General features: G+C 71.2%; 23 protein-coding genes and 2 rRNA genes. 16 read left to right on the top strand and 9 right to left on the bottom strand.

Annotated elements, in window-relative coordinates; translation table 11 throughout:
• The first annotated feature begins 104 nt into the window (after nt 1–104).
• The 7 genes from ACFW3D_RS22615 to pstB all read left to right on the top strand — a co-directional run bounded on the left by ACFW3D_RS22615 (nt 105) and on the right by pstB (nt 8,422).
• Nucleotides 105–2,414, top strand: coding sequence for an RNA degradosome polyphosphate kinase (locus ACFW3D_RS22615; protein WP_500506352.1), 2,310 nt, complete (start codon nt 105–107; stop codon nt 2,412–2,414).
• Nucleotides 2,377–3,585 (top strand): CHAD domain-containing protein, encoded by a 1,209-nt coding sequence (locus ACFW3D_RS22610; RefSeq protein ID WP_500506350.1) that lies wholly within the window; start codon nt 2,377–2,379, stop codon nt 3,583–3,585. The genes ACFW3D_RS22615 and ACFW3D_RS22610 overlap by 38 nt, the downstream gene beginning before the upstream one ends.
• A 43-nt stretch (nt 3,586–3,628) precedes the next feature.
• A complete protein-coding gene (locus ACFW3D_RS22605; protein WP_500506348.1) occupies nt 3,629–4,084 on the top strand; it encodes an NUDIX hydrolase in 456 nt (151 codons plus the stop codon).
• 213 nt (nt 4,085–4,297) lie between these two features.
• Nucleotides 4,298–5,440: a phosphate ABC transporter substrate-binding protein PstS gene (pstS, locus tag ACFW3D_RS22600; RefSeq protein WP_500506346.1), complete on the top strand. Its 1,143-nt coding sequence runs from the start codon at nt 4,298–4,300 to the stop codon at nt 5,438–5,440.
• A 102-nt stretch (nt 5,441–5,542) separates the two neighbouring features.
• Nucleotides 5,543–6,532 (top strand): phosphate ABC transporter permease subunit PstC, encoded by a 990-nt coding sequence (gene pstC / locus ACFW3D_RS22595; protein WP_500506344.1) that lies wholly within the window; start codon nt 5,543–5,545, stop codon nt 6,530–6,532.
• A complete protein-coding gene (gene pstA, locus ACFW3D_RS22590; protein WP_500506342.1) occupies nt 6,529–7,602 on the top strand; it encodes a phosphate ABC transporter permease PstA in 1,074 nt (357 codons plus the stop codon). Before pstC ends, pstA begins: the two co-directional genes overlap by 4 nt.
• A 43-nt stretch (nt 7,603–7,645) precedes the next feature.
• Nucleotides 7,646–8,422 (top strand): phosphate ABC transporter ATP-binding protein PstB, encoded by a 777-nt coding sequence (gene pstB / locus ACFW3D_RS22585; protein WP_319139071.1) that lies wholly within the window; start codon nt 7,646–7,648, stop codon nt 8,420–8,422.
• 260 nt (nt 8,423–8,682) lie between these two features.
• Here pstB and ACFW3D_RS22580 read toward each other — a convergent pair whose 3' ends face one another.
• Nucleotides 8,683–9,681: an inorganic phosphate transporter gene (locus ACFW3D_RS22580; RefSeq protein WP_500506339.1), complete on the bottom strand. Its 999-nt coding sequence runs from the start codon at nt 9,679–9,681 to the stop codon at nt 8,683–8,685.
• A gap of 5 nt (nt 9,682–9,686) precedes the next feature.
• Nucleotides 9,687–10,307: a DUF47 domain-containing protein gene (locus tag ACFW3D_RS22575; protein WP_026251102.1), complete on the bottom strand. Its 621-nt coding sequence runs from the start codon at nt 10,305–10,307 to the stop codon at nt 9,687–9,689.
• Between the two features lie 194 nt (nt 10,308–10,501).
• Between ACFW3D_RS22575 and ACFW3D_RS22570 the strand changes: the two genes are divergently transcribed.
• Nucleotides 10,502–10,894, top strand: coding sequence for a metal-sensitive transcriptional regulator (locus tag ACFW3D_RS22570; RefSeq protein ID WP_500506337.1), 393 nt, complete (start codon nt 10,502–10,504; stop codon nt 10,892–10,894).
• On the opposite strand, the gene ACFW3D_RS22565 is transcribed toward ACFW3D_RS22570, so the two are convergent.
• Both ACFW3D_RS22565 and ACFW3D_RS22560 read right to left on the bottom strand, forming a co-directional pair.
• Nucleotides 10,891–11,097: a hypothetical protein gene (locus ACFW3D_RS22565; RefSeq protein ID WP_500506335.1), complete on the bottom strand. Its 207-nt coding sequence runs from the start codon at nt 11,095–11,097 to the stop codon at nt 10,891–10,893. The two genes, ACFW3D_RS22570 and ACFW3D_RS22565, sit on opposite strands and share 4 nt — an antisense overlap.
• A gap of 71 nt (nt 11,098–11,168) precedes the next feature.
• Nucleotides 11,169–12,023 (bottom strand): SCO4651 family lipoprotein, encoded by an 855-nt coding sequence (locus tag ACFW3D_RS22560; protein WP_500506333.1) that lies wholly within the window; start codon nt 12,021–12,023, stop codon nt 11,169–11,171.
• 91 nt (nt 12,024–12,114) lie between these two features.
• On the opposite strand from ACFW3D_RS22560, the gene ACFW3D_RS22555 reads away from it, so the two are divergent.
• Complete coding sequence (locus ACFW3D_RS22555) at nt 12,115–12,270, top strand: hypothetical protein (protein ID WP_500506330.1); 156 nt, start codon at nt 12,115–12,117, stop codon at nt 12,268–12,270.
• Nucleotides 12,271–12,394: 124 nt separating this feature from the next.
• Entirely contained in the window at nt 12,395–13,954 is a 1,560-nt protein-coding gene (locus tag ACFW3D_RS22550) for an FAD-binding oxidoreductase (protein ID WP_500506328.1), read from the top strand.
• Nucleotides 13,955–14,015: 61 nt separating this feature from the next.
• On the opposite strand, the gene ACFW3D_RS22545 is transcribed toward ACFW3D_RS22550, so the two are convergent.
• Together ACFW3D_RS22545 and ACFW3D_RS22540 are read right to left on the bottom strand one after the other, a co-directional pair.
• Nucleotides 14,016–14,708 carry a phosphatase PAP2 family protein gene (locus tag ACFW3D_RS22545; protein ID WP_500506326.1) on the bottom strand — a complete coding sequence of 231 codons (693 nt, stop codon included), beginning with the start codon at nt 14,706–14,708 and terminating at the stop codon, nt 14,016–14,018.
• A gap of 201 nt (nt 14,709–14,909) precedes the next feature.
• Nucleotides 14,910–15,848 (bottom strand): C40 family peptidase, encoded by a 939-nt coding sequence (locus ACFW3D_RS22540; RefSeq protein ID WP_500506482.1) that lies wholly within the window; start codon nt 15,846–15,848, stop codon nt 14,910–14,912.
• A 391-nt stretch (nt 15,849–16,239) separates the two neighbouring features.
• Here ACFW3D_RS22540 and ACFW3D_RS22535 point away from each other — a divergent pair, with 391 nt between their 5' ends.
• The 6 genes from ACFW3D_RS22535 to ACFW3D_RS22510 all read left to right on the top strand — a co-directional run bounded on the left by ACFW3D_RS22535 (nt 16,240) and on the right by ACFW3D_RS22510 (nt 23,470).
• A complete protein-coding gene (locus ACFW3D_RS22535) occupies nt 16,240–16,548 on the top strand; it encodes a DUF8827 family protein (RefSeq protein ID WP_018559685.1) in 309 nt (102 codons plus the stop codon).
• 130 nt (nt 16,549–16,678) lie between these two features.
• Nucleotides 16,679–17,500, top strand: a complete 822-nt coding sequence (locus ACFW3D_RS22530) for a DUF8175 domain-containg protein (RefSeq protein ID WP_500506323.1) — start codon at nt 16,679–16,681, stop codon at nt 17,498–17,500.
• Nucleotides 17,490–18,773 (top strand): hypothetical protein, encoded by a 1,284-nt coding sequence (locus tag ACFW3D_RS22525; protein ID WP_500506320.1) that lies wholly within the window; start codon nt 17,490–17,492, stop codon nt 18,771–18,773. The genes ACFW3D_RS22530 and ACFW3D_RS22525 overlap by 11 nt, the downstream gene beginning before the upstream one ends.
• The gene (locus ACFW3D_RS22520; RefSeq protein ID WP_500506317.1) at nt 18,770–20,326 is read left to right on the top strand and encodes an SCO6880 family protein; all 1,557 of its coding nucleotides are present in this window, start codon (nt 18,770–18,772) and stop codon (nt 20,324–20,326) included. Before ACFW3D_RS22525 ends, ACFW3D_RS22520 begins: the two co-directional genes overlap by 4 nt.
• A gap of 157 nt (nt 20,327–20,483) precedes the next feature.
• A complete protein-coding gene (locus tag ACFW3D_RS22515; RefSeq protein ID WP_500506480.1) occupies nt 20,484–21,866 on the top strand; it encodes an ATP-binding protein in 1,383 nt (460 codons plus the stop codon).
• A 14-nt stretch (nt 21,867–21,880) separates the two neighbouring features.
• Entirely contained in the window at nt 21,881–23,470 is a 1,590-nt protein-coding gene (locus ACFW3D_RS22510; protein WP_500506315.1) for a type IV secretory system conjugative DNA transfer family protein, read from the top strand.
• 14 nt (nt 23,471–23,484) lie between these two features.
• On the opposite strand, the gene ACFW3D_RS22505 is transcribed toward ACFW3D_RS22510, so the two are convergent.
• The 3 genes from ACFW3D_RS22505 to ACFW3D_RS22495 all read right to left on the bottom strand — a co-directional run.
• On the bottom strand, nt 23,485–23,994 hold the full coding sequence (locus tag ACFW3D_RS22505; protein ID WP_500506312.1) for a GNAT family N-acetyltransferase: 510 nt from the start codon (nt 23,992–23,994) through the stop codon (nt 23,485–23,487).
• 68 nt (nt 23,995–24,062) lie between these two features.
• Nucleotides 24,063–24,179, bottom strand: a 5S ribosomal RNA gene (gene rrf, locus ACFW3D_RS22500).
• 84 nt (nt 24,180–24,263) lie between these two features.
• A 23S ribosomal RNA gene (locus ACFW3D_RS22495) occupies nt 24,264–24,360 on the bottom strand; the annotation flags it as partial.

The raw sequence follows: 24,360 nt of genomic DNA, 5'->3' as shown, positions 1-24,360 counted from the left end.
GTATCCCGGCGCGCCGGGGACAATGGAGGCATGGTCGGTGGCCGGGTTCCGTGCGCCGCCGTCCACGTGAACGACGTGCCGGATCCGGAGGAGGGCTCGCACCCATGGCCTCGATGAATTTCCCGACGAACGCCCGGACCGAGCGGTCGGGCTCCGGCGCCACTGCCGAGTCCGAGTCGCAGACCCCGGCGGAGCAGTCACCGGCCTACGGGCGCCCGCACGTCGTCCCGCCCCTGCATCCCGAACTGAAGCGCCTCGACGGCCTCTCGACGGTGCCGCGTCCCGCGGAGCAGACGGGCGAGGCCCGCCCGGCCGACGCCCCGGAGGACGGGGAGACGGCCGACGAGCTCCCGCTCAACCGTTTCCTGGACCGCGAGCAGAGCTGGCTGGCCTTCAACGAGCGCGTGCTGGAGCTCGCCGAGGACCCGGCCACCCCGCTCCTCGAACGGGCCAACTTCCTCGCGATCTTCGCCAGCAACCTGGACGAGTTCTTCATGGTCCGCGTCGCGGGCCTGAAGCGCCGCATCACCACCGGCGTCGCCCAGCGCTCGGCCTCCGGCCTGCCGCCCACCAAGGTGCTGGAGAACATCCTCAGCCGGGCCCGCGAGCTCATGGCCCGGCACGCCGCCTGCTTCCAGAACGACGTGGCCCCGGCGCTCAGCGAGGAGGACATCCACATCATCCGGTGGAGCGACCTCACCGAGAAGGAGCAGGCCCGGCTCTTCACGCTCTTCCGGAACAAGATCTTCCCGGTCCTGACCCCGCTGGCCGTCGACCCGGCGCACCCGTTCCCGTACATCTCCGGCCTGTCCCTGAACCTGGCCGTCACCGTGCGCAACCCGGTCTCCGGGCACGACCACTTCGCCCGCGTGAAGGTCCCGCCGATCCTGTCCCGCTTCCTCGAGGCCGGCCCGCAGCGCTTCGTCCCGCTGGAGGACGTCATCGCCGCGCACCTGGAGGAGCTCTTCCCCGGCATGGAGGTGCTGGACAGCCACATGTTCCGGGTGACCCGGAACGAGGACCTGGAGGTCGAGGAGGACGACGCGGAGAACCTTCTCCAGGCCCTGGAGAAGGAGCTGCTGCGGCGCCGCTTCGGTCCCCCGGTCCGCCTCGAGGTCGAGGAGTCGATCTCCCCGCAGGCCCTGGACACCCTGGTCCAGGAGCTGAACATAGAGGACGCCGAAGTCTACCCGCTGCCCGGGCCGCTGGACCTGACCGGGCTGTTCGCGATCGCCGGGCAGGACCGTCCGGAGCTGAAGTACCCGAAGTTCGTCGGCGGCACCCACCCGGACCTGGCGGAGGTCGAGTCGGCGCACGCCACCGACGTCTTCGCGGCGCTGCGCGAGCGCGACGTGCTGCTGCACCACCCGTACAACTCCTTCTCCACCTCCGTGCAGCGGTTCCTGGAGCAGGCCGCGCAGGACCCGGACGTCCTGGCCATCAAGCAGACCCTGTACCGCACCTCCGGCGACTCGCCGATCGTGGACGCCCTGATCGACGCCGCCGAGGCCGGCAAGCAGGTGCTGGTGCTGGTCGAGATCAAGGCGCGCTTCGACGAGCAGGCCAACATCAAGTGGGCCCGCAAGCTGGAGGAGGCGGGCTGCCACGTCGTCTACGGCCTGGTCGGGCTGAAGACGCACTGCAAACTGTCGCTGGTGGTCCGCCAGGAGGGCGACACCCTGCGCCGCTACAGCCACGTCGGCACCGGCAACTACCACCCGAAGACCGCCCGGCTCTACGAGGACCTCGGGCTGCTGACCGCCGACCCGCAGGTGGGCGCGGACCTGTCCCACCTGTTCAACCGGCTCTCCGGCTACTCGCGCCGCGAGACGTACAACCGGCTGCTGGTGGCCCCGCGCAGCCTGCGCGACGGGCTGGTCTCGCGGATCCTCGCGGAGATCGCCCACCACCGCGAGGGCAGGCCCGCGTACATCCGGATGAAGGCCAACTCGATGGTCGACGAGGCGATCATCGACGCGTTGTACCGGGCCTCCATGGCCGGCGTGCCCGTCGACGTCTGGGTGCGCGGCATCTGCGCGCTGCGCCCGGGCGTGCCGGGCCTGTCGGAGAACATCCGGGTGCGCAGCGTGCTCGGCCGCTTCCTGGAGCACTCCCGGGTCTTCGTCTTCGGCAACGGAGGCGACCCCGAGGTGTGGCTCGGCAGCGCCGACATGATGCACCGCAACCTCGACCGGCGGATCGAGGCACTGGTCCGGGTCTCCGACCCCGCGCACCGGGCCTCCCTGAACCGCTTTCTGGAGACCGGAACCTCGGACTCCACCTCGTCCTGGTGGCTCGGTCCGGACGGGGACTGGACCCGGCACAGCACCGACGCCGAAGGGCGTCCGCTGCCCCACATCCAGGAGATGCTCATCGATGCGCGGAGGCGCCGGCGTGGCCCAGCGACACCCTGACACGGCAGCGCCCGCCGGCCTGACGGCCGGCGGGCTCCCCGACCGTGAGGCCGGTGCGGTCCTCGGACAGTACCTGCGGGAAGAGGCGACGGCCTTTCTGCGCGCGCTGGCACCACGCGAGGGCGAACCCGGCCGGCCCCAGGACGACACCGCCGAGAGCGGCCGCCAGATGCGCCGCTCGGCCCGCCGCATCGCCGGCACCCTGCACACCTTCGGGTCGCTCACCGACCCCGGCTGGGCCGACCCCCTGCGGGGCGAGCTCGGCTGGCTCACCGACACCCTCGGCCGCGAGCACCGCTATGCGGCCCGGCTCGGCCGGCTGATCGGCGCACTCCAGCGGCTGGCCTCCGCCGAGGACACCGGTGGCATCCCCGCGGCTCCCGCCCCGGCCGACGACGACCTCGGCCTGTGGCTGGCGGTGCCCACCACGCCCGACCCCGCCGCGGCGGAGGCCCCCGCCGAGCTCCCGGAACCGGTGACCGCGGCGGCGCACGCCGCGGGGGCCCGTCGTTCCCCCGCCCCGCCGCAGGCCGGCGAACGCGGTGGCGCCGGGAGCGGCCCGCTCGCCGTGGGCGCCGCCCGGGCCGGTGCCCTGCTGGAGCGTCAGCTCACCCTCGCCCGGACCCGGGCGCACTCCGCCGCCCTGCAGGCCATGGGCTCCTCGCGCTTCCACGCGGTGGTGGACGCGGTGGCCGTGCTCGCCTCCGAGGTCCCGCTCTCGCCGGCCGCGCGCAAGCCCGCGGCCACCGTGCTGCCGCTGCTGACGGAACAGGCCCACACCCGGCTCACCGACGCCGTGTCCGCGCTCCCGCTGACGCGCGCACGGCACCCGTACAACGGCGAGACGCTCCATGCCGCGCTCGCCGGCGAACTGCCCGCCGAGCGGCTGGACGCCGCGTGGAACCGGGTCCGCGTCCTGCTGCGGCTGCGCCGCTACGCCCAGGAGCTCCTCGCGTACGACGACGGGGAGTCAGCCGCCCGGCTGGCCGCCGCGGCGCGGGTGCTGGAGCAGCACCGGGAGGCCGCGGAGGCGGCTGCCGCCGTCACCGCCGCCGCCCGTACCCCGCGGATCGCCCCCGCCACCGCCTACGCGCTGGGCGTGCTCCACGCAGACCAGCGCCTGGAGGTGGAGGCGGCCCGGTACGCCTTCGCCCACCTGTGGACGCGCTGATCCCTCCGGCACGTCCGGCCCGTCCGCGGTAGCGGCCCGATCCGTGACCCGCGGCCCGGAAAGGAGCACCGCCATCGCCTCCACCGGCACCGCGGACACCCCGATCCTCGCCGCCGGGGCGGTGCTGTGGCGCCGTTCCCCGCTCGACGGCGGCCTGGAGATCGCGCTGATCCACCGCCCCAAGTACGACGACTGGTCGCTCCCCAAGGGCAAGTTGAAGCGCGGGGAGACGGCGCTGGACGGCGCGCTCCGCGAGGTCAAGGAGGAGACCGGCCTGGACTGCGTGCCCGGCCGGGTGCTGCCCTCCTCCACGTACCTGGTGGAGGGGCGCACGAAGATCGTGCGCTACTGGGCCGCCGAAGCACGCGAGGGCTGCTTCGCCCCCAACCGCGAGGTCGACCGCATGATCTGGCTGCCGCCGACCGCCTCGCGCAACCGTCTCACCCACGAGCGGGACCGTGTCGTGCTCGACGCGTTCCTCCGGGGAACGGCCGTGTGAGGGTGGCACGCTGAGACGTACGCCACTCGGTGTGGGCTACAGCACCGCACTGATATGCGAGGTTCACCTTGCGTTCACCCTCGGCCGTCGACCACTTCACCTGATCTGCCTAATTTCGGCCTTACCGGTGAGCGAGCAGCCGCCGGGTGGATGCAGAAATCCATACCTCTGCTTCGCCGTCCACCGGCGGGCTTCAGGAAGGAATCACCAAAGGTGAAGCTTCAGCGTAAGAGCGGGCTCCGTGCCCTGGCCGTCGGCGCGGTCGCGGTCTCCGGTGCTCTCATGCTCACTGCGTGCGGTTCGGACGACAACACGAACGCGGGCGGCGACAGCAGCAAGGCGCCCTCCACCTCGTCCAGCAGCATCAAGTGCGCGGACAAGGGCGGCCAGCTCCTCGCTTCCGGCTCCTCGGCGCAGCAGAACGCCATGGACGCCTGGGTCAAGAACTACCAGCAGGCCTGCACCGGCGCCCAGATCAACTACAAGGCGTCGTCCTCGGGCGAGGGCATCATCGACTTCAACAACGGCACGGACGGCTTCGCCGGCTCCGACTCGCCGCTGAAGCCCGAAGAGGTCGAGGCGTCCAAGAAGATCTGCAACACCGGCACCGGCATCAGCATCCCGATGGTCGGCGGCCCGATCGCCATCGGCTTCCACCTCTCCGGCGTGGACAGCCTGGTCCTGGACGCCCCGACCCTGGCCAAGATCTTCGACTCGAAGATCACCACCTGGGACGACAAGGCGATCAAGGCGCTGAACCCGGACGCCAAGCTCCCCAGCAGCAAGATCCAGACGTTCCACCGTCAGGACGAGTCCGGCACCACGGACAACCTCACCAAGTACTTCAACGGTGCCGCCAAGGACGCGTGGCCGTACGAGCACGCCAAGGCGTGGGCCGGCAAGGGCGGCCAGTCCGCCGCCAAGTCCGCCGGTGTCGCGGCCCAGGTCAAGCAGGTCGACGGCTCGATCGGTTACTTCGAGCTCTCCTACGCGACCGCCAACAGCATCAACACGGTGAAGATCGACACCGGCGCCTCCGCCCCGGTCGAGGCCACCGCCGACAACGCCTCCGCCGGCATCGCGCAGGCGAAGGTCGTGGGCACCGGTGCCGACCTGTCCCTGGACATGTCCGCCGCCTACACCACCAAGGCCGACAACGCCTACCCGATCGTCCTGGTGACCTACGAGATCGCCTGCGACAAGGGCAACAAGGCCGAGACCCTGCCGCTGGTGAAGTCCTTCCTGGGCTACACCGCCTCCGAGGAGGGCCAGGCCATCCTGTCCGAGGCCGGCTACGCGCCGCTCCCGGCCGAGATCGCCACGAAGGTCCGCTCCACCGTGGACGCCCTGTCCTGACCCAGTCGACCGGCCCCGCGACGCACCGTCGCGGGGCCGGTCGCACTTCCGGTGCACCGCCGCCGGGGGAGCGATCCCCCACCCAGACCGGAGTAGAAACCGATGGCTATAACCGCACAGAACCCCACCCCGCCAACGACCGCGCGGCAATCCGGGGCCAATGTCACGCGCCCCGGTGACAAGATCTTCTCGGGCCTCTCCCGTGGTTCCGGCATCCTGCTGCTGCTGATCATGGCGTCGATCGCGGTCTTCCTGACGATCCGCGCGATCAACGCGATCTCCAAGGACCACGGCAACTTCCTGACCACCTTCGAGTGGAACGCCAACGCCAACCCGCCGGTCTTCGGCATCGCGGTGCTGGCCTACGGCACGATCGTCAGCTCGATCATCGCGATGGTCATCGCGGTCCCGATCGCCGTCGGCATCGCGCTGTTCATCTCGCACTACGCGCCGCGCCGCGTCGCCTCCCCGCTGTCGTACATCGTCGACCTGCTCGCCGCCGTGCCCAGCATCATCTACGGCCTGTGGGGCGCGCTCTTCCTGGTCCCGCACCTGACCGGCCTCAACATGTGGCTGGACGAGTACCTCGGCTGGACCGTCGTCTTCGAGAAGGAAGACCCGCAGGGCGCCGCCCGCTCGATCTTCACCGTCGGCATCCTGCTGGCGATCATGATCCTCCCGATCATCACCAACGTCAGCCGCGAGGTCTTCCGGCAGGTGCCGCGGATGCACGAGGAGGCCGCGCTGGCCCTCGGCGCGACCCGCTGGGAGACCGTCCGCATGTCGGTGCTCCCCTTCGCCCGGTCCGGCATCATCAGCGCCTCGATGCTCGGCCTCGGCCGCGCGCTCGGCGAGACGATGGCCGTCGCCACGGTGCTGTCCGCCTCGCCGATCCTGTCGGTGCACGTCCTGGACCCGGTCGGCGGCACCTTCTCCCAGAACATCGTCGCGAAGTTCGGCGAGGCCAACGAGTTCGGCCGTGACGCGCTGATCGCCTCCGGTCTGGTGCTCTTCGTGATCACGCTGCTCGTCAACGGCGCCGCCCGCGCGATCATCGCCAAGCGCAAGGAATACTCGGGGGCCAACGCATGAGCCACGCAGTCGCAGACAAGCGCTCCGCCCCGGCGGTGCCGCAGCGCCCCCTGGCCCAGCGCCGGCTCCCGAAGTGGGCCCCCGCGGGCATCGCGGCCGGCGCGATCGTGCTCGCCGTCGGCATCGGCCTCGGCGCCGGCCTGGACAGCAAGCTGCAGTGGGGTCTGATCGCCGTCCTGCTGTTCGTCCTCGGCACCTACGCGATCGCCACCGCGGTCGAGGGCCGCCGCCAGGCCAAGGACCGGGTCGCCACCAGCGTGGTCTGGGCCTCCTTCGTCCTCGCCGCCCTCCCGCTGTACTCGCTGATCCAGACCACGGTCAGCAAGGGCGTCAAGATCCTCGACGGCGCCTTCCTCTCGCACTCCATGAACGGCGTGCTGACCATCGGCGAGGGCGGCGGCGTCTACCACGCCATCATCGGCACCCTGGAGCAGGTCGGCATCGCCACCGCCATCGCGGCCCCGATCGGCATGCTGACCGCCGTCTACCTGGTCGAGTACGGCAAGGGCGGCCTCGCCCAGGCGGTGACCTTCTTCGTCGACGTCATGACGGGCATCCCGTCGATCGTCGCCGGTCTGTTCATCCTGTCGACCTGGAACCTGCTGCTGGGCTTCGGCCCCTCGGGCTTCGCCGGCGCCATGGCGCTGGCCATCCTGATGATGCCGGTCGTCGTCCGCTCCACCGAGGAGATGCTCAAGCTCGTCCCGAACGAGCTGCGCGAGGCCTCGCTGGCGCTCGGTGTGCCCAAGTGGCGCACCATCGTGAAGGTGGTCATCCCGACCGCGATCGGCGGCATCACCACGGGCGTCATGCTCGCGGTCGCGCGCATCGCCGGCGAGAGCGCCCCCATCGCGCTGTTGGTCTTCGGCAACAACCTGATCAACAACGACCCGTTCAACGGCCCTCAGGCCTCGCTGCCGTTCTACATCTACCAGCAGTACCAGAACGGCAACGACGCGAGCTACGACCGGGCGTGGGCGGCGGCACTCGTGCTGATCGCCTTCGTCATGATCCTCAACCTCCTGGCGCGCGGCATCGCGCGCTGGAAGGCCCCGAAGACCGGTCGCTGACGCGGCCAACATCAGCGACCCAAGGATTGCGAGCAACACCACCATGGCCAAGCGAATCGACGTCAGCGGACTCTCCGCCTACTACGGCGGCTTCAAGGCGATCGACGACATCTCGATGAACATCGAGCCGCGCACGGTGACGGCCTTCATCGGCCCGTCCGGCTGCGGCAAGTCCACCTTCCTGCGCACCCTCAACCGGATGCACGAGGTGACCCCGGGCGGGCGCGTCGAGGGCAAGGTGCTCCTGGACGACGAGAACCTCTACGGCCCCGGCGTGGACCCGGTGTCCGTGCGCCGCACGGTCGGCATGGTCTTCCAGCGCCCCAACCCGTTCCCGACCATGTCGGTCTACGACAACGTCGCGGCCGGCCTGAAGCTGAACGGCGTCAAGAAGAAGAGCGACCTCGACACGATCGTCGAGAAGTCGCTGCGCGGCGCCAACCTCTGGAACGAGGTCAAGGACCGCCTCAACAAGCCCGGCTCGGGCCTGTCCGGCGGTCAGCAGCAGCGTCTGTGCATCGCCCGCGCCATCGCGGTCGAGCCCCAGGTCCTGCTGATGGACGAGCCCTGCTCCGCGCTCGACCCGATCTCCACCCTCGCCATCGAGGACCTGATCGGTGAGCTCAAGGAGCGCTTCACCATCGTCATCGTGACCCACAACATGCAGCAGGCCGCGCGCGTCTCCGACCGCACCGCCTTCTTCAACCTCTCGGCGGTCGGCCAGCCCGGCAAGCTCATCGAGATCGACGACACGGAGCGGATCTTCTCCAACCCGTCCGTGCAGGCGACCGAGGACTACATCTCCGGCCGCTTCGGCTGATCGTCCCCGGCAGCCGGCCACAGCCGTCCTGCGGTGCTGCATGGCGGTGCCACCGCAAGGCGAAGGCCCGCCCCCCGTACGGGGGGCGGGCCCATTTGCGTCGCGGCCGCGGTACGGGTCGCCCGTACGGGCCGGGGGCGGCCGGAAGGCGGCGGAGGCCCGGTACGGGTGGCGGACGCCGCCGGGAAAAGGCGGGAGGCGACGGCCGGTGTCCGGCCGCCGCCTCCTCGTGTCGCTCCCGCCCGCGGGCCGTACCCGGCTCAGCCGAAGGCCACGTGCACCACGGCGTAGACCAGCGCGGCCACCAGCGCCGCCGCCGGCATCGTGATGAACCAGCCGGTCACGATGTTCTTGGCGACGCCCCAGCGGACCGCGTTGACCCGCTTCGTCGCACCCACGCCCATGATCGCCGAGGTGATGATGTGGGTCGTGGAGATCGGCGCCTTGAAGATGTAGGCGGTCGTGTAGAGGATCGACGCCGCCGTGGTCTCCGCGGCGAAGCCCTGCGGCGGGTCCAGCTCGATGATCTTGCGGCCGAGGGTGCGCATGATGCGCCAGCCGCCCGCGTACGTGCCGAGGGAGAGCATCGCCGCACAGGCGAACTTCACCCACAGCGGGATGCCGTCGCCCTCCTCCTGGACGTCGGCGATGGTCAGCGCGAGCACCACGACACCCATCGTCTTCTGCGCGTCCTGCAGGCCGTGGCCGAGCGCCATGCCCGCCGCCGAGACGGTCTGCGCGATGCGGAAGCCGCGCTTGGCCTTGTGGGGGTTGGCCTTGCGGAAGATCCACAGGATGGCCAGCATCACCAGGTAGCCGACGACCAGGCCGACGATCGGCGACAGGAACATCGGCAGGATGATCTTGTCCACGACCCCCGACCAGATGACCCCGGTGCCGCCGGCCATCGCCGCCCCCACCAGACCGCCGAACAGCGCGTGGCTGCTGGAGGAGGGCAGACCGTAGTACCAGGTGATCAGGTTCCAGACGATCGCCCCGACCAGCCCCGCGAAGAGGATCGCCATGCCGGTCTGCCCGTGCGGCGTCTCGATCAGGCCCTCGCTGACGGTGTGCGCGATGCCGGTCCCGAGGAAGGCACCGGCGAGGTTCATCACCGCGGCCATCGCCAGCGCGGCCCGCGGGGTCAGCGCCCGGGTGGACACGGAGGTGGCGATGGCGTTCGCGGAGTCGTGGAAGCCGTTGGTGTACGTGAAGAAGAGCGCGACGCCGATGGTCACGACCAGAGAGAAGGTCTCCACCTGGGTCAGGACTCCTTGACCGCGATGGTCTCCACGGTGTTGGCCACGTGCTCGAAGGCGTCCGCCGCCTCCTCCAGGACGTCCACGATCTGCTTCAGCTTGAGCACCTCGATGGCGTCGTACTTGCCGTTGAAGAGGTGGGCCAGCAGCTTGCGGTGGATCTGGTCCGCCTGGTTCTCCAGCCGGTTGACCTCGATCCAGTACTCGGTGAGGTTGTCCATGGTGCGCAGGTGCGGCATCGCCTCGGCGGTCAGCTCGGCCGCCCGGGCCAGCACCTCGATCTGCTGCTCGACCCCGCGGGGCAGTTCCTCGACCTGGTACAGCACGACCAGGTCGACGGCCTCCTCCATGAAGTCCATGATGTCGTCGAGGGACGACGCCAGGGAGTAGATGTCCTCACGGTCGAAGGGCGTGATGAAGGAGGAGTTCAGCTGGTGGAAGATGGCGTGCGTCGCGTCGTCGCCCGCGTGCTCCGCGGCGCGCATCCTTTCGGCGATCTCCGAGCGGGTGGCCGAATCGGCCCCGAGCAGTTCCATGAGGAGCTTCGACCCTGTGACGATGTTGTCCGCGGATGCGGCGAACATGTCGTAGAAGCTCGTCTCCCTGGGGGTCAGACGAAAGCGCACGTGAAGTCCTCGGAATACATCGGTTTCGGTCGCATTGATGCTAGGCGCATCATCCGGCCACAGCTAACCGGCGTCCTACAGTGTCGCTCATCGGCGAGGGTGCGCCCCAGCAGGGGTTCTCCGCGCACCCTCGCACATTGGGGCGAATTCGGTACGATATACCCGGCCGGGGTATAGGGGGCAGGAGGGACATCATGACGGTCACCGAGACCGGCGGTGCCGAGGAGCAGGTGCACTCGCCGGCGGACGACGCCGGGCACGCCGACACCGCCGGGGACACCCCGGAGCACGGGCACGAGGCGCACCAGCACGGCTACGCCAAGCAGAAGGACCAGCACCTCAAGCGGCTGCGCCGCATCGAGGGGCAGATCCGCGGTCTGCAGCGGATGGTCGAGCAGGACGTGTACTGCATCGACATCCTCACCCAGGTGTCGGCCGGTACGAAGGCTCTGCAGTCCTTCGCCCTCCAGCTGCTGGAGGAGCACCTGCGGCACTGCGTCGCGGACGCCGCGGCGAAGGGCGGACCCGAGGCCGACGACAAGGTGGCCGAGGCGACCGCGGCCATAGCCCGGCTGCTCCGGAGCTAGCGGCCGGCCCCTGCCGACCGCCGGGTCGCCTGCGCGGGCACGCGGGGGCCCACGTTCAGCACCTCGTCGATGCGCTCGTAACTCAGCCGTTCCTCGGTCGTCGCCGACGCCGCGATCATCAGCTCGCAGCACAGCTCGATCTCCGCGAGGGCCACGTGGACCTGGTCGTCCTGGTCCAGGAGCCACACCGCCACGTGCACCACCTCCTCCCCGCCCAGCGTAGGGACTGGTGCACGGTCCGTGCATGACACGGACGGGCCATTTCGGCAAGCCCTCAGGGGCCGGTCGCAGAAACGATCTTCCCCGTGTAGATGTCGGTCGCGCGGGGCAGCGTGACCCGCACCGGCGCCCCGAAACCATACATGCCGGTCGTCGAGACCACGGTGACCTGCGCCGGCGCGCTCCGTACGCCCGCGCCCCCGCCGTTGCTGAAGGTGAAGCGCTGCCGCACCTTGCGCAGCCGCCCGTCCTCGTCGAGCCACGCGTCGAACGGCACCCGGGTCACGGTGAAGCCCTCCGCCGCGGCCGCGAGCTCCGCCCGTACCAGCGGGGAGGCGACGCGTGCGGCGTCCGCGATGTCCGTGACCCCCTGGTAGTGGCGCACCCGCACCCCGTCCAGCGTCTCCGTCCCGGTCCGCCGTACCTCCCGCGCCGCCCGCAGCAGCTCCGCGGCCACCAGGGGATCGGTCGCACCGCCCGTGACGAGGTTGCCGTCCGCCAGGCGGGTCGTGTCGACCCGCACCCATTTGTCGGCGGGCACGCCCTCGCCGCGGTTCTTCATGTAGAGCGCGCCGGGCGTGAGGAGTTCCGTGACCGGCTCGTGCTCCGCGTCCCCGGCCGCGTCCGGCGGCAGGACGACCTGGAGGCGGCCGCGCCGCTCGGCGTAGTCGAAGGATCCGGTGCCCCTGATGGCGATCTTCGTGCCGCCGCTGGCCATCTCCATCGACGTGCGGACCTTGGAGCTGCCCGCGGCGACCAGCGAGTCCACCGCGTGCCGCAGCGTCTCCGAGGCGTCGACCGGGAGGCTGTCCACCTCGGCGGCCTCACCGCTGGCCGAGCACCCCGCCACCGCCAGCGCGTACAACCCGAGACCCACGGCTGCCGCAGTCGCCCGACCGAGCTGCCCCATCTCCGCCAACCCCCTGCACCGTGCCGCGCCTCGGACGTCGTGGGGCATAACGAGGGTCAGGGCACCGCGTCACGGCCGGTAGCTTTGTTCCGTGCCTCCCAGCGACCCGCCCCCGTCCGCCCACCGGGCGACCACCACGGAGAAGGGCGCCTTCTCCCACGCGACCTGCGTCTGCGGCTGGCGGGGTCCGGCCCGCCGCGCCCGCGACCGCGCCCGCCGCGACGCCACCGAGCACGAGCAGGGCTGACGCGGTCCGCGTCAGGTCCGCGGCAGGTCCGGCGGACGTCACATTCCCCATCCGCAACCGGTCACCTGTTCCCCACCGTCCTCACGGACGACCACACGGGGGAAGCGGAGCGGAAGGCACCACCTTGAACCGACGAACTTTGATCCGCAGCGGCGCGGGCATCGCCGCGGCGGGCTGGCTGACCGCGGCCTGCACCCCGGAGAGCGGCCGCCCCGCGCACGCGGGCAGCCCCGCGCCCGGCACCCCCGGCACCGCCACGACGGCCGGCGGGGCCGCCTCACCCAGCGCCTCCCCGACCGCGCGCCCGGACTGGAAGGCCCTCGGCCGCACCCTGGACGGCCGCCTCGTCATGCCCGACGACGCGGACTACGCCACCGCCCGCCTGCTGTACAACACCCGCTTCGACGGACAGCGCCCGGCCGCCGTGGCGTACGTCTCCGGCACCGAGGACATCCGCGAGTGCCTGGACTTCGCGCGCCGTACCGGCGTCCCCGTCTCGGTCCGCAACGGCGGGCACTCCTACGCCGGCTACTCCGGCGGCAAGGGCCGGCTCGTCCTCGACGTCTCCTCCATGGCCTCGGTGGCCCTCTCCGGCGGTACGGCGACCATCGGGGGCGGCGCGAAGCTCATCGACGTCTACACCCGGCTCGGGGCGAGCGGGCGCACCCTGCCGGCCGGCTCGTGCCCGACGGTCGGCATATCCGGCCTCACCCTCGGCGGCGGCCACGGAGTGCTCAGCCGCGCGTACGGGCTGACCTGCGACAGCCTCACCGGCGCCGAGATCGTCACGGCGGGCGGCCGGGTGCTGCGCTGCAGCGCCAACGAGAACCCGGAGCTGTTCTGGGCGCTGCGCGGCGCGGGCGGCGGCCAGTTCGGCGTGGTGACCCGCCTGACGTTCGACACGCAGGCCTCGCCGCAGGTCGTGACCGGCTATCTGACCTGGCCCTGGAGCAAGGCCGCCGCCGTCCTGCGCGCCTGGCAGGAGTGGGGACCCACCCAGCCCGACGAGATCTGGTCCGCCCTGCACCTGGACAAGTCGGGCACCGGGGCCCCGCAGATCAGCATCGCCACCGTGGGCATCACCTCCCGCGACGAGCTCGCGAACGCCGTCGACCGGCTCGCCGACAGCGCCGGTGCCTCCGCGACCAGCGTGTCCCTGCACCCGCGTTCCTACCTCGACGCGGCCCTCGCCTACGCGGGCTGCTCGAACCTGAGCACCGCCCAGTGCCACCTGCCCGGCACCACCCCCGGCCGCAGCCCCTCCGGCCGGCTCGGCCGGGAGACCTACGCGGCACGCTCCGACTTCTACGACCGCTCGCTCTCCGCCGCCGGCATCCAGACCCTGCTGTCCCAGGTGGAGGGGCTGCGCTCCGGCTCCGGCAGCGTCTCGCTCACCGCGCTCGGCGGCGCCGTCAACCGCGTCTCGCCCACGGCCACCGCCTTCGTGCACCGGCGCTCGCGCTTCCTGGCCCAGTACATAGAGTCCCCCGGCACCACGAACTGGCTCGCCGGGCTCCACACGGCCATGCGCCGTCACGCCTCCGGCGCCGCGTACCAGAACTACACCGACGCCACGCTCTCCGACTGGCGCACCGCCTACTACGGCTCGGCCGCCGACAAGCTGACCCGCCTGAAGGCCCGCTACGACCCCTCGCGGCTGTTCGCCTTCCAGCAGGCGCTCTGACGGGCCTCCGCGCCGCCCCGCGCGTCCGGACAGGGACGCGCAGGGGCGCCGGTGGCAGCCGTCAGGCGGCCAGGTCCCTGTCGAGCGCCGACGGCTCCGGATAGGGCTCGCCCCGGCGCGCCTCCGCACGGCCCGGCGCCGCCCGCACGAGCACGCCCAGGCGGGAGTCGGCCACGGCCTTGGTCAGCGGGGTCAGCAGGGCCAGCGCCGCCGGGGCGAACAGCAGCGCGACGGCCGTGCCGAGGGCGAAGCCGCCCAGCACGTCGGTCGGGTAGTGCACGCCCATGTAGACGCGGCAGAAGCCCTCGGCCAGCGCGACGGCGACGGCGGCCAGTCCCCACTTGCGGCTGACCATGAACAGGCCCATCGCGACGGCCATCGTCAAGGTGGCGTGGTCGCTGACGAAGGAGAAGTCGGTCTTCCCCTTCACCAGGACCTCGATGCCCTTGTGCTCCACGAAGGGCCGCGGCCGGTCCACGAAGTTGCGCAGCGGGACGTTGAGCACCAGCGCGATCGCCGCCGCCAGTCCGGACCAGACCACGCCCGCCACGGCCGCCGGCGCCTCGGCACCGCTGCGGCGCGCCACGCGCCACCAGCACCAGCCGGCGATCAGCACCATGAGCACGATGAGGCCGTACTCGCCGACGGCCTCCATCACGCGGTCGAACCAGCGCGGGGCGTCCTTGGCGAGCCCGTTGATGTCGCGGAGCAGGCTGACGTCGGGGTTCGAGCCGTCCAGCGAGAGCTCTGCCACCGGTGTCCCCTAACTGTCTTCCGCCGCACCCCCGTGCACGTCCGTGTGGGAGTCGATTCTCCCCTGTCCAACGGACGGCACGGTACGCGGCGTTCCGGTCTCCACCGGATGATCACCAAGGCGTTATCGAAGGGAGACACGATCCCGCATGCCGGACCCCGGTGTTCACCCACGGCGACACCGCGGCGGGCGCGCGGCCGGTCACACCGCCGCCGCGCCCGCCGCCGTCACACGCGTCGCCCCGATGTAGTCCGGGGTGTCGATCCTGTCGAAGCGGATCACCGCGCCCGTGTAGGGAGCGTTGATCATGTACCCGCCGCCGACGTAGATCCCCACGTGGTGGATGGACCGCGGGTCGGTCAGGTCGTACGCGAAGAAGACCAGATCGCCCGGGAGCAGCTCCTCGCGCTTCGGGTGCGGTCCGGCGTTCCACTGGTCGTTGGCCACACGCGGCAGCTCGATCCCCACCGAGTGGTACGCGGCCTTCGTCAGGCCCGAGCAGTCGAACCGGCCGCCCTGCTCCGGCGTGCCGTTCCCGCCCCACAGGTACTTCGTCCCCAGCTTCTGCTGGGCGTAGTAGATCGCGCCCGCCGCCGTCCGCGACGGCCCGACCGGTCCCACCGGGGCCGCGAAGCTCTTCTGCAGGGTCGTGATGATCCGGACGTAGTTCTGCGTCTCCCGGATCCGCGGCACCCCGCCGGCCTGGATGACCCGGTACGCGCCCGCGTTGTACGCGGCGAGCATGTTCTCCGTCGGGTTCCCCGGCACGTCCTTGACGTAACCGGCCAACTGGCAGTCGTACGAGGCGGCCGAGGGGATGGCGTCCGCCGGGTCCCACACGTCGCGGTCCCCGTCCCCGTCCCCGTCCACGCCGTGCGTCGCCCATGTGCCGGGGATGAACTGCGCGATCCCCTGCGCCTGCGCCGCGCTCTGCGCCCTCGGGTTCCAGCCGCTCTCCTGGTAGAGCTGGGCCGCCAGCAACGCCGGGTCGATGGCGTCGCAGAGGTTCCCCCACTTCTGCACCAGGTCCTGGTACGCCGCCGGCACCGCCCCCTTGGCGAGCGTCACCGCCCCGCCCCCGCCGGTCAGCTTCGCCGCCACCAGGTACGTGCCGACGACGAGCAGCATGACGAACGACATGAAGAGGCCACCCACGACCCCCGACACCAGCCAGGCCTTGCGCGCGGTCCGCGAAGCCGCCGTCACCCGCCCCACCCCTTCGTCACTTCACCCTGCCCGGCACGGAAGGTGACGGTGCGCCAGGCCCTGGGGAGCATCCCCACCCGCAGCGCCGCCAATCGTTGCCCTCCGCTCACCACCGTGATACACAGAGTAGTCAACAAAGTCTCATCGAACACCGGATCGCACGCCAGTGTGTCCAGTCTGACGGTTGCGGCCCGGATCACATTGGGGAATCGGCTGAGAAAGTCGCCGAGTCGACATACGACGGCGGCATCCTCCGCCAAGATAGACCTTGGCTCCTTGCGCCCCGGCGAGGACGCCAACTGATCTAGCGTGGTGGTGAGTTCTCATGTTCCTGGCAGCCGAGAAGGGCGACATCAACACCATCATCGGTGGTATCGCCCCGGACTGGGGGCCTTTCGGTTCCCTGGGGAACGAAGCACGCGTCATGATCGAGGTGGTCATGGCAGTGGCGATCCTGCTCTGCCTGGCCATCGCGATCTGGGGCGCGGCGAAACAGCGCATCGGAGCGACGGCGCTCCGCGACACCTTCAGTGCGGAGCAGGGCAAGGGACTGATCATCGCCGGCCTGACCGGCGTGTTCATCATCGGCTCCCTCGGCACGCTCTTCACCATCGTCTACGGGATGGCGGTCTAGCGACCACGCGTCGGACTCCGCACCATCCCCCGCGCACTGTCCCCGAGGGGCCCGTCCCGGCCCCGCACCCCACCCGAGGCTGTCTGCTGATGCCCAGTCACCCGATGACCCCCGAGGGGGCGAGCCCCCGATGAGCCTCGGCCAGGACGGCCCCCCGACCCGTACCCGTCTCCCCGAGCCCCCGCCCGGCACGGGCGGCCCCTCCCGCCGTCCGCAGCGCTCGAGCCGCAGCCTCGTCACGGTCGTCGGCGTCGTCGTGCTCCTCATCGCCGCCATCGCCTTCGCCAACCGCGGCGGAGGCTCCCCCTCCGACTCGGCCGGCAGCGGCGGCCAGAGCGGCGGCACCTCCGACGGCGCGCGTTCCCAGCCCACGTCCCCCACCGGCACGAAGCCGGTGGACGGCAAGAACGCGGGCATCCCCGCGGGGTACGCCCGCACCGACCAGGGCGCGCAGTCCGCCGCCGCGAACTACGCCGTGGCGCTGGGCTCCGACGGCATGTTCGACGCGGCCCGGCGTCACACGATCGTCGCGGCGATCCACGCCCCCGAGGTCACCGACCGCCTGCAGGACGACCTCGACCGCGCCTACTCACCCGGATTCCTCGCCAACGTGGGACTTGACGAGGACGGAGGTGTGCCGGACGGCTACACGTTCGTCTCCCGCACGGTCCCCGTCGGCACCCGCGTGACGGACTTCTCCAGGAACGCCGCGACCGTCGAGGTGTGGAGCACCGGCCTCGTCGGCCTGGCCGGCGAGGGCTCGACGAAGCCCGTGAGCCAGACCTGGTTCACCATCACCGAGCAACTCGTCTGGGTTGACGGGGACTGGAGAATCGAAAGGTCCAGCCAGAAGGAGGGCCCCGCGCCCGTCAACGGCGACAACCGTGCGGCCAGCGCCGACGAGATCGCCAACGCGGTCCAGGGTTACGGAGGGTTCACGTATGCCAGGTAGCCACCGGCGCCGCGCGCTGTCCCTGACCGCCCTCGTCGCGGCCGCCCAGACAACCCTCGTCCTCGCCGCCTCACATGTGGCGGCCGCCCCAAGCCCTACGCCCAGCCCGAGCGGCAGCAACAGCGCGTGCGACCTGATCGTGGGGCAGGCCCGCGACTACTGCGAGGGCGGCACCGGTTCCAAGAACACCCCGTCCGTCGCGGACCCGCTCGACCCCCTGGACTCGCTCGCGCGCGGCTGCGCCGACGCCGCCGCCTGGGTCATCGACGGCCTCTCCAAGGCGGTCAACAAGACCGCCGCCGTGGACTTCACCAACAAGGCGTTCCTCACCCAGTACGCCGTCGTCTTCGCCGCCTCCACCTTCCTGACGCTCCTCCTGTGGCTGCTGGCCGTCGCCAAGCGCGCCGTGCGCGGGGTGCCGCTCACGGAGGCCCTGACCGAGGCGGTCGGCTTCCTCTGGCTCACCGTGATCGCCTCCGCCTTCACGCCGCTGATCCTCTACACCGTCGTGTCGGCGACCGACGGCATCACGGAGGTCATCGCGTCCGGCACGTCCGCGAGCACCGACACCTTCTTCGGCTCGTTCCAGGACGCGTTGACCAAGGACTCGGACATCGGCGGCGGCCCGATCATGCTGATCGTGGTCTCCCTGGTCTCCGTGCTCGCCGCCGGCGTCCTGTGGCTCGAACTCGTCATCCGCGCCGCCCTGCTGTACGTCGGCGCGCTGCTCGGCACCGCCGTCTACTCGGGCCTGGTCGACAAGAACATGTGGCACCACGTGCGCCGTTGGGCCGGGATCATGATCGCGGTGATCCTCGTCAAGCCGGTGATCGTGGTCGTGCTGGGCCTCGCGGGCGCGCTCAGCGGCTCCGACGGGCCCACCGCGTTCGGCGCCGTCGTGTCGGGTCTGGCCATCATCCTGCTGGCCATCTTCGCCAGCGCGATGATCTACCGCTTCGTCCCCGGTTTCGGCGACGACGTGGCCAGCCTGCGCAGCAACCGCAAGGCGAGCGCCGAGTCCCAGGCCGCCGCCGTCATCTCCTCCCCGGCCGCGCTGGTGAAGCAGGGCATCAAGACGCACAGCACCCGCGGCGGTCCCCAGGAGCAGGCCACGGGCGGCGGCGTGCAGCCCGCGAACGCCGTGCCCAGCGGCATCGCCGCGCACAGCAGCCGCAACGGCACCGCGCCGGCACCGGCCCCCGCGCCGCGCACGAACCCTGACCGCGGCAACGGCGGCGGACCCAGCAAGACAGCAGGAGGCGAAAGCCGGTGACGTCCCAGCCCTACGCCCCACCGCAGCAGCGCCGTACGTACCTGATCGGCAAGGCACGTCCCAACGCCATCGTCGGCAAGAACCGCGAGACCGGCGAGATCGCCCTGATCATCGCCGGCGCGTTCCTCGGCATGATGTGCGGCCTGCTGATCCCCGTGCTGCCGCTGCGCATCCTCGGCCTGACGGGCTGGCCGCTGCTCGCCTTCGCCGCCGTCTACATGCCGTACCGGCGCCGCACCTTCTACCGCTGGTTCGAGATCAACCGCAGCTACCGCCGTACGCTGCGCTCCGCCGCGACCGCGACGTACCGCTCCGCCGCCGCCGAGGCCGGCACCCGGTTCGACGGCCGCGAGGTGGAGATCGGCCCGCCGCCCGGCATCGGCCGCATCACCTGGCTGTCGGCGCCCTTCGGGCCGGACGAGATCGCCGTACTGCTGCACGTCGACCGGCGCACGGTGACCGCCGCCATCGAGATCGAGGGCCCCGGCGTCGGCCTGCGCGACAGCGAGGACCAGGAGGCCCTGGTCGAGCGCTTCGGCACCCTGCTGAAGCACGTCGCCAACGGGGACGGCTTCGTCACCCGGCTGCAGATGCTCGCCCGCACCCTCCCCGCCGACCCCGACGCGCACGCCAAGGACGTCGCCCAGCGCGGCGACGACAAGGCCGAGCAGTGGCTCAAGGACTCCTACGACCAGCTGCAGTCGATGGTGTCGACCTCGTCCGAGCAGCACCGCGCCTATCTCGTCGCGTGCATGCACTACAGCCGCGAGCTCGCCGCCGAGGGCAACGCCATCGCCCGCGCCGCCGGCGGCGGCCGCAAGTCCCTCGACAAGGACGCGGGCATCGCGGCCGTGATGGCCCGCGAGCTCACCGACATCTGCGCCCGCCTCACCGAGGCCGACATCCGAGTCCGGCAGCCGCTCGGCCAGGCGCGGCTCGCGTCGCTCATCCACTCCATGTACGACCCGGACCACCCGATCGACCACATCCAGGCGATGACCCGTCGCAACGCCTGGCCCGCCGAACTGGACGCCACCGAGCCGACCTTCCTCCAGGCCAAGACCCGCGAGTCGGCCACCCGCGCCCCCTGGTGCCACTCGACGGCCTGGGTCAAGGAGTGGCCGCTGACCCCCGTCGGCGTCAACTTCCTCGCGCCGCTGCTGGTCCACACGCCGGACGTGATCCGCACCGTCGCGGTCTGCATGGACCTCGAGCCGACCGACGTCGCCATCGAGCGCATGCTCACCGAGAAGACCAACGACGACGCCGACGCCAGCCGCGCCGCCAAGATGAACCGCGTCGTCGACCCCCGCGACATCGCCCACCACACCCGCATCGACCAGCGCGGCGAGGACCTCGCCTCCGGCGCGGCGGGCGTGAACCTGGTCGGCTACATCACGGTCTCCTCCCGCTCCCCGGAGGCGCTGGCGCGCGACAAGCGCACGATCCGCGCCTCGGCCGGCAAGTCGTACCTCAAGCTGGAGTGGTGCGACCGGGAACACCACCGGGCGTTCGTCAACACGCTCCCGTTCGCGACCGGCATCCGCCGCTGAGGGGCCGGGAGGTAGCACCATGCGCCTGTGCGCACTTGACGCTCCGTCTCCAAGGACGGCGCTAATGGGAAGGACGACAGGGACAACGATGCCACGCCGGAGCCTGCGCCCCGGGCGCGACGACCGCTGACGCCGAGGAGGCGCTCCCACCATGGCCATGCTGGACCCCCTCGCAGCGATCACCGACGCCTTCACCAGCTTCCTCTTCGGCAAGGTGGAGACCACCCGACTCCCCGTCCGCACCTCCACTGGCCAGGCCCAGGCCGTCTACATGCCGACCGCCGCGCCCGGCCTTGGCGACTCCGGCGTGATCATCGGCCGCGAGGTCTACTCCGGCAAGGGCTACATCTACGACCCGTTCCAGCTGTACGGGCAGCAGCTCCCGGCCCCCCACTGGCTGGTCCTGGGCGAGTCCGGCAACGGCAAGTCGGCCCTGGAGAAGACGTACGTCCTGCGCCAGCTGCGCTTCCGCGACCGCCAGGTCGTCGTCCTGGACGCGCAGGGCGAGGACGGCGTCGGCGAGTGGAACCTCATCGCCAAGGCCCTCGGAATAACTCCCATCCGCCTGGACCCGATGGCGGCCCTCGACGGGGGCATCAAGCTCAACCCGCTCGACCCGGCGATCGCCACCACGGGACAGCTCGCGCTGCTCCGCACGATCATCGAGGTCGCGATGGGCCACGGCCTGGACGAGCGCTCCGGCTTCGCGCTGAAGGTCGCCCACGCGTACGTCCACGACACGGTCACCGACCGCCAGCCCATCCTCACCGACATCGTGGAGCGGCTGCGGCACCCCATGGCCGACTCCGCCGAGTCGATGAACGTCGAGCTGGAGGACGTCCGCGCCTGGGGCCTGGACGTGGCCCTCGTCCTGGACCGGCTCGTCGACGGCGACCTGCGCGGCATGTTCGACGGGCCCACGACCGCCGGCATCGACCTCGACGCCCCGCTCATCGTCTTCGACCTGTCCCACATCGACCGCAACTCCATCGCCATGCCCATCCTCATGGCGATCGTCGGCGTCTGGCTGGAGCACACCTGGATCCGCCCCGACCGGAAGAAACGCATCTTCCTGGTCGAGGAGGCCTGGCACATCATCAACAGCCCGTTCGTCGCGCAGCTCTTCCAGCGCCTGCTGAAGTTCGGCCGCCGTCTCGGCCTGTCCTTCGTCGCCGTGGTCCACCACCTCTCCGACGTGGTGGACGGCGCGGCCGCCAAGGAGGCCGCGGCGATCCTCAAGATGGCCTCCACGCGCACCATCTACGCCCAGAAGGCGGACGAGGCGCGCGCCACCGGCCGGGTGCTGGGCCTGCCCCGGTGGGCGGTGGAGATCATCCCCACCCTCACCCCCGGCATCGCCGTCTGGGACGTCAACGGCAACGTGCAGGTCGTCAAGCACCTCATCACCGAGAGCGAACGGCCGCTCGTCTACACCGACCGCGCCATGACCGAGGCCTCGGCCGACGACGACGGGACGGACGGGTTCGACGAGCCCCGGGTCTCCCTCGACAAGCAGCTGGCAGACGACGCGGTGGCCTGAACGGGGAGCTGACCATGGCGAGAGCGCAGCACCACGGCCAGGGGAGCGAGGGCGGCATCCCCGACGGGCTGATCCTCGGCGTCATCGGCTTCCTGCTCGGGATGACCGTCCTGGTGTGGACGGGCACCGGGATGGCGGGCCTCGTCTCCCACGGGGCGTGGCCGGCCGAGGTCCACTTCACGCGCACCCCCGTGGCCATGCGCCACCTCATCGCTGACCCCCACGACATCGCCGGGGCCTGGCGGCCCGCCCCGCCGGAGGGGCTGCCCGGCTCCGGGCTGTTCTGGGGCGTGTTCATCGGGCAGTTGATGGTGCTCTTCGTCCTCACGGTCTTCGTGATGGGTGCCATCGCCCGCACCCGGCTGCGCCGCGCGGCACGCCGTACGGCCGCCCTGAAGGCCGCGGAGGCGGCCCTGGAGCCCGGAACCCCGGTGGGGCCGCGGCAGGCCCCGCAGCGGCCCGTGGAGGCCCCCGAGGCGGTCACCCCCGCACCCGAACCCGTACCGGTGGGCCCGGCCGCCGCCCCCACCGCACCGGCCGCCACGGCTCCCACGGCCGGTCCCACCGGCCCCTCGGTCACCACCGACCGCGAACTCACCCGCACCTACGCGGCCTTCGCCGCCCTCCGCAGCGACAAGGGCAAGCGCCTCGTCCAGCCGGCCGTCCTCAACGCGGCGGGCCCGGTCCTCGTCACGACCGCCGACCCGGACACCTTCCACCAGACGGTCGGCAACCGCGCCAAGCTCGGCCCGGTGCACGTCTACGACCCGGCCCACCTCGTCGACACCCCGGCGCGGCTCCGCTGGGCCCCGCACACGGGCTGCACGGACGTCCCCACCGCCGTCACGCGCGCCCGCGCTCTGCTCTTCCCGGTGCGGCCGCGCGCAGCGGTCGACGCCGCGATGTTCGACGCCGCCGAGACCCTGCTGCGCTGCTGGCTGCACGCCGCCGCCGTCGACGGCCAGCCGTTCCGCCAGGTGCACCGCTGGGCGGGCGGCAGTTCCGGCCAGGACGCGGTCCGCATCCTGCGCACCCACCCCAAGGCCGCGTCCGGCTGGAGCGGTGAGCTCGAGTCCGTCCTCCACGCCCACACCCACCGCCGCGACGCCGCCCAGGCACTCGTCCACCGCGCCCTGGAGTCCCTCAGCTCCGTACACATCCGGGACGCCTGCAATCCGGGACGCGCCGACGGCCTCGAGCTGGAGTCATTCCTCAAGGATCTGGGCACGCTCTATGTGGTGGGCGAGCCCAACGAGGACCCGCGAACCCACCCGGGTGCGATGCCGTTGCTCACCGCACTCGTCTCCAGCGTGGTCGAGCACGGCCGGCGCATGGCCGCAGGGTCATCCTCCGGTCGGCTCGACCCACCAATGACCCTCGTGCTGGACGACATCGCCGCCCTCGCGCCGATCCCGGAGCTCCCCGACCTCCTGGCCACCGGCACCTCCGCGGGCCTGCCCACCCTGGCCGTGCTGCGCTCCCCAGAACAGGCCCGCGACCACTGGCGCGGCCCGCTCTGGCAGCGCGCCGACGCCCGCCTCGTCCTCGGCAGCCAGCCCCCCGCCCTCCTGGACGAGGTCCCGGACGCGGTGCGGTTGCCCTAGGGCCCGTCGTCGTCCTACGGGCGTTGCAGCTCCATCTCGTACTCGGTCCGCGACTCGTCCAGCGGGAACGCCATCTCCTTGCCCGTCCTGACGAAACCGAGGCGCTTGTAGAAGGCCTGTGCCCGGTGGTTGTCCTCGTGCACCCACAACCGCACCCGCCGCACCTGCGCCGGCAGTTCCCACGACCACGCGATCGCCGCCCCCAGCAACTCCGCGGCCAGTCCGCCACCCCGGAACTCCGGCCGCACGTACACGCCGACCAGATGCGTCTGCGGCACGTCGAACTCCTCGCCCGTCTCCACGAGTACGGCCACATTGGCGACACGTCCGCCGGCCTCGTCCTCCGCCACGAACGCCTGCGTCCGCGCCCGCTCCTGCCACACGTCGTCGGTGAACGCGGCCTCGGTGTCATGGGTGTTGACGAAAGCCACGCCGGCGGCGGGGTCATTGAGCGCCTCCAGCCGCAGCGCGCGCTGAGCACGCCATTCATCGGGCCGGGACGCACGTATCGTGTAGCTGCTCATACCGCGATCGTACGCAAAAAAGCCCCGGCTCCCGAGTGATTAAACTCGGGAGCCGGGGCTCAAAATTTGTTCGGCGGCGTCCTACTCTCCCACAGGGTCCCCCCTGCAGTACCATCGGCGCTGAAAGGCTTAGCTTCCGGGTTCGGAATGTAACCGGGCGTTTCCCTAACGCTATGACCACCGAAACACTATGAAACTATACGAACCGGCACCAGCCAAAAAGGCCGGGGTTCGTTGTTTCAGAACTACACAGTGGACGCGAGCAACCTATGGACAAGCCCTCGGCTTATTAGTACCGGTCAGCTCCACCCATTACTGGGCTTCCACATCCGGCCTATCAACCCAGTCGTCTACTGGGAGCCTTAA

Origin of the sequence: Streptomyces sp. NPDC058864, from assembly GCF_042742985.1 — a bacterium.
GTDB lineage: Bacteria > Actinomycetota > Actinomycetes > Streptomycetales > Streptomycetaceae > Actinacidiphila.
Note: the sequence above shows the minus strand (reverse complement) of the source record. Positions and strands in the feature narration are given on the sequence as shown.

What these genes read in the sequence shown, in the direction of transcription:
- ACFW3D_RS22510 (WP_500506315.1), top strand. Translation starts at nt 21,881, where the DNA reads ATGGCGAGAGCGCAGCACCACGGCCAGGGGAGCGAGGGCGGCATCCCC.
- ACFW3D_RS22560 (WP_500506333.1), bottom strand. Translation starts at nt 12,023, where the DNA reads ATGGGGCAGCTCGGTCGGGCGACTGCGGCAGCCGTGGGTCTCGGGTTG.
- ACFW3D_RS22615 (WP_500506352.1), top strand. Translation starts at nt 105, where the DNA reads ATGGCCTCGATGAATTTCCCGACGAACGCCCGGACCGAGCGGTCGGGC.
- ACFW3D_RS22540 (WP_500506482.1), bottom strand. Translation starts at nt 15,848, where the DNA reads ATGTCGTTCGTCATGCTGCTCGTCGTCGGCACGTACCTGGTGGCGGCG.
- ACFW3D_RS22525 (WP_500506320.1), top strand. Translation starts at nt 17,490, where the DNA reads ATGCCAGGTAGCCACCGGCGCCGCGCGCTGTCCCTGACCGCCCTCGTC.
- ACFW3D_RS22570 (WP_500506337.1), top strand. Translation starts at nt 10,502, where the DNA reads ATGACGGTCACCGAGACCGGCGGTGCCGAGGAGCAGGTGCACTCGCCG.
- pstC (WP_500506344.1), top strand. Translation starts at nt 5,543, where the DNA reads ATGGCTATAACCGCACAGAACCCCACCCCGCCAACGACCGCGCGGCAA.
- ACFW3D_RS22505 (WP_500506312.1), bottom strand. Translation starts at nt 23,994, where the DNA reads ATGAGCAGCTACACGATACGTGCGTCCCGGCCCGATGAATGGCGTGCT.
- ACFW3D_RS22535 (WP_018559685.1), top strand. Translation starts at nt 16,240, where the DNA reads ATGTTCCTGGCAGCCGAGAAGGGCGACATCAACACCATCATCGGTGGT.
- pstB (WP_319139071.1), top strand. Translation starts at nt 7,646, where the DNA reads ATGGCCAAGCGAATCGACGTCAGCGGACTCTCCGCCTACTACGGCGGC.
- ACFW3D_RS22515 (WP_500506480.1), top strand. Translation starts at nt 20,484, where the DNA reads ATGCTGGACCCCCTCGCAGCGATCACCGACGCCTTCACCAGCTTCCTC.
- ACFW3D_RS22530 (WP_500506323.1), top strand. Translation starts at nt 16,679, where the DNA reads ATGAGCCTCGGCCAGGACGGCCCCCCGACCCGTACCCGTCTCCCCGAG.
- pstA (WP_500506342.1), top strand. Translation starts at nt 6,529, where the DNA reads ATGAGCCACGCAGTCGCAGACAAGCGCTCCGCCCCGGCGGTGCCGCAG.
- ACFW3D_RS22610 (WP_500506350.1), top strand. Translation starts at nt 2,377, where the DNA reads ATGCGCGGAGGCGCCGGCGTGGCCCAGCGACACCCTGACACGGCAGCG.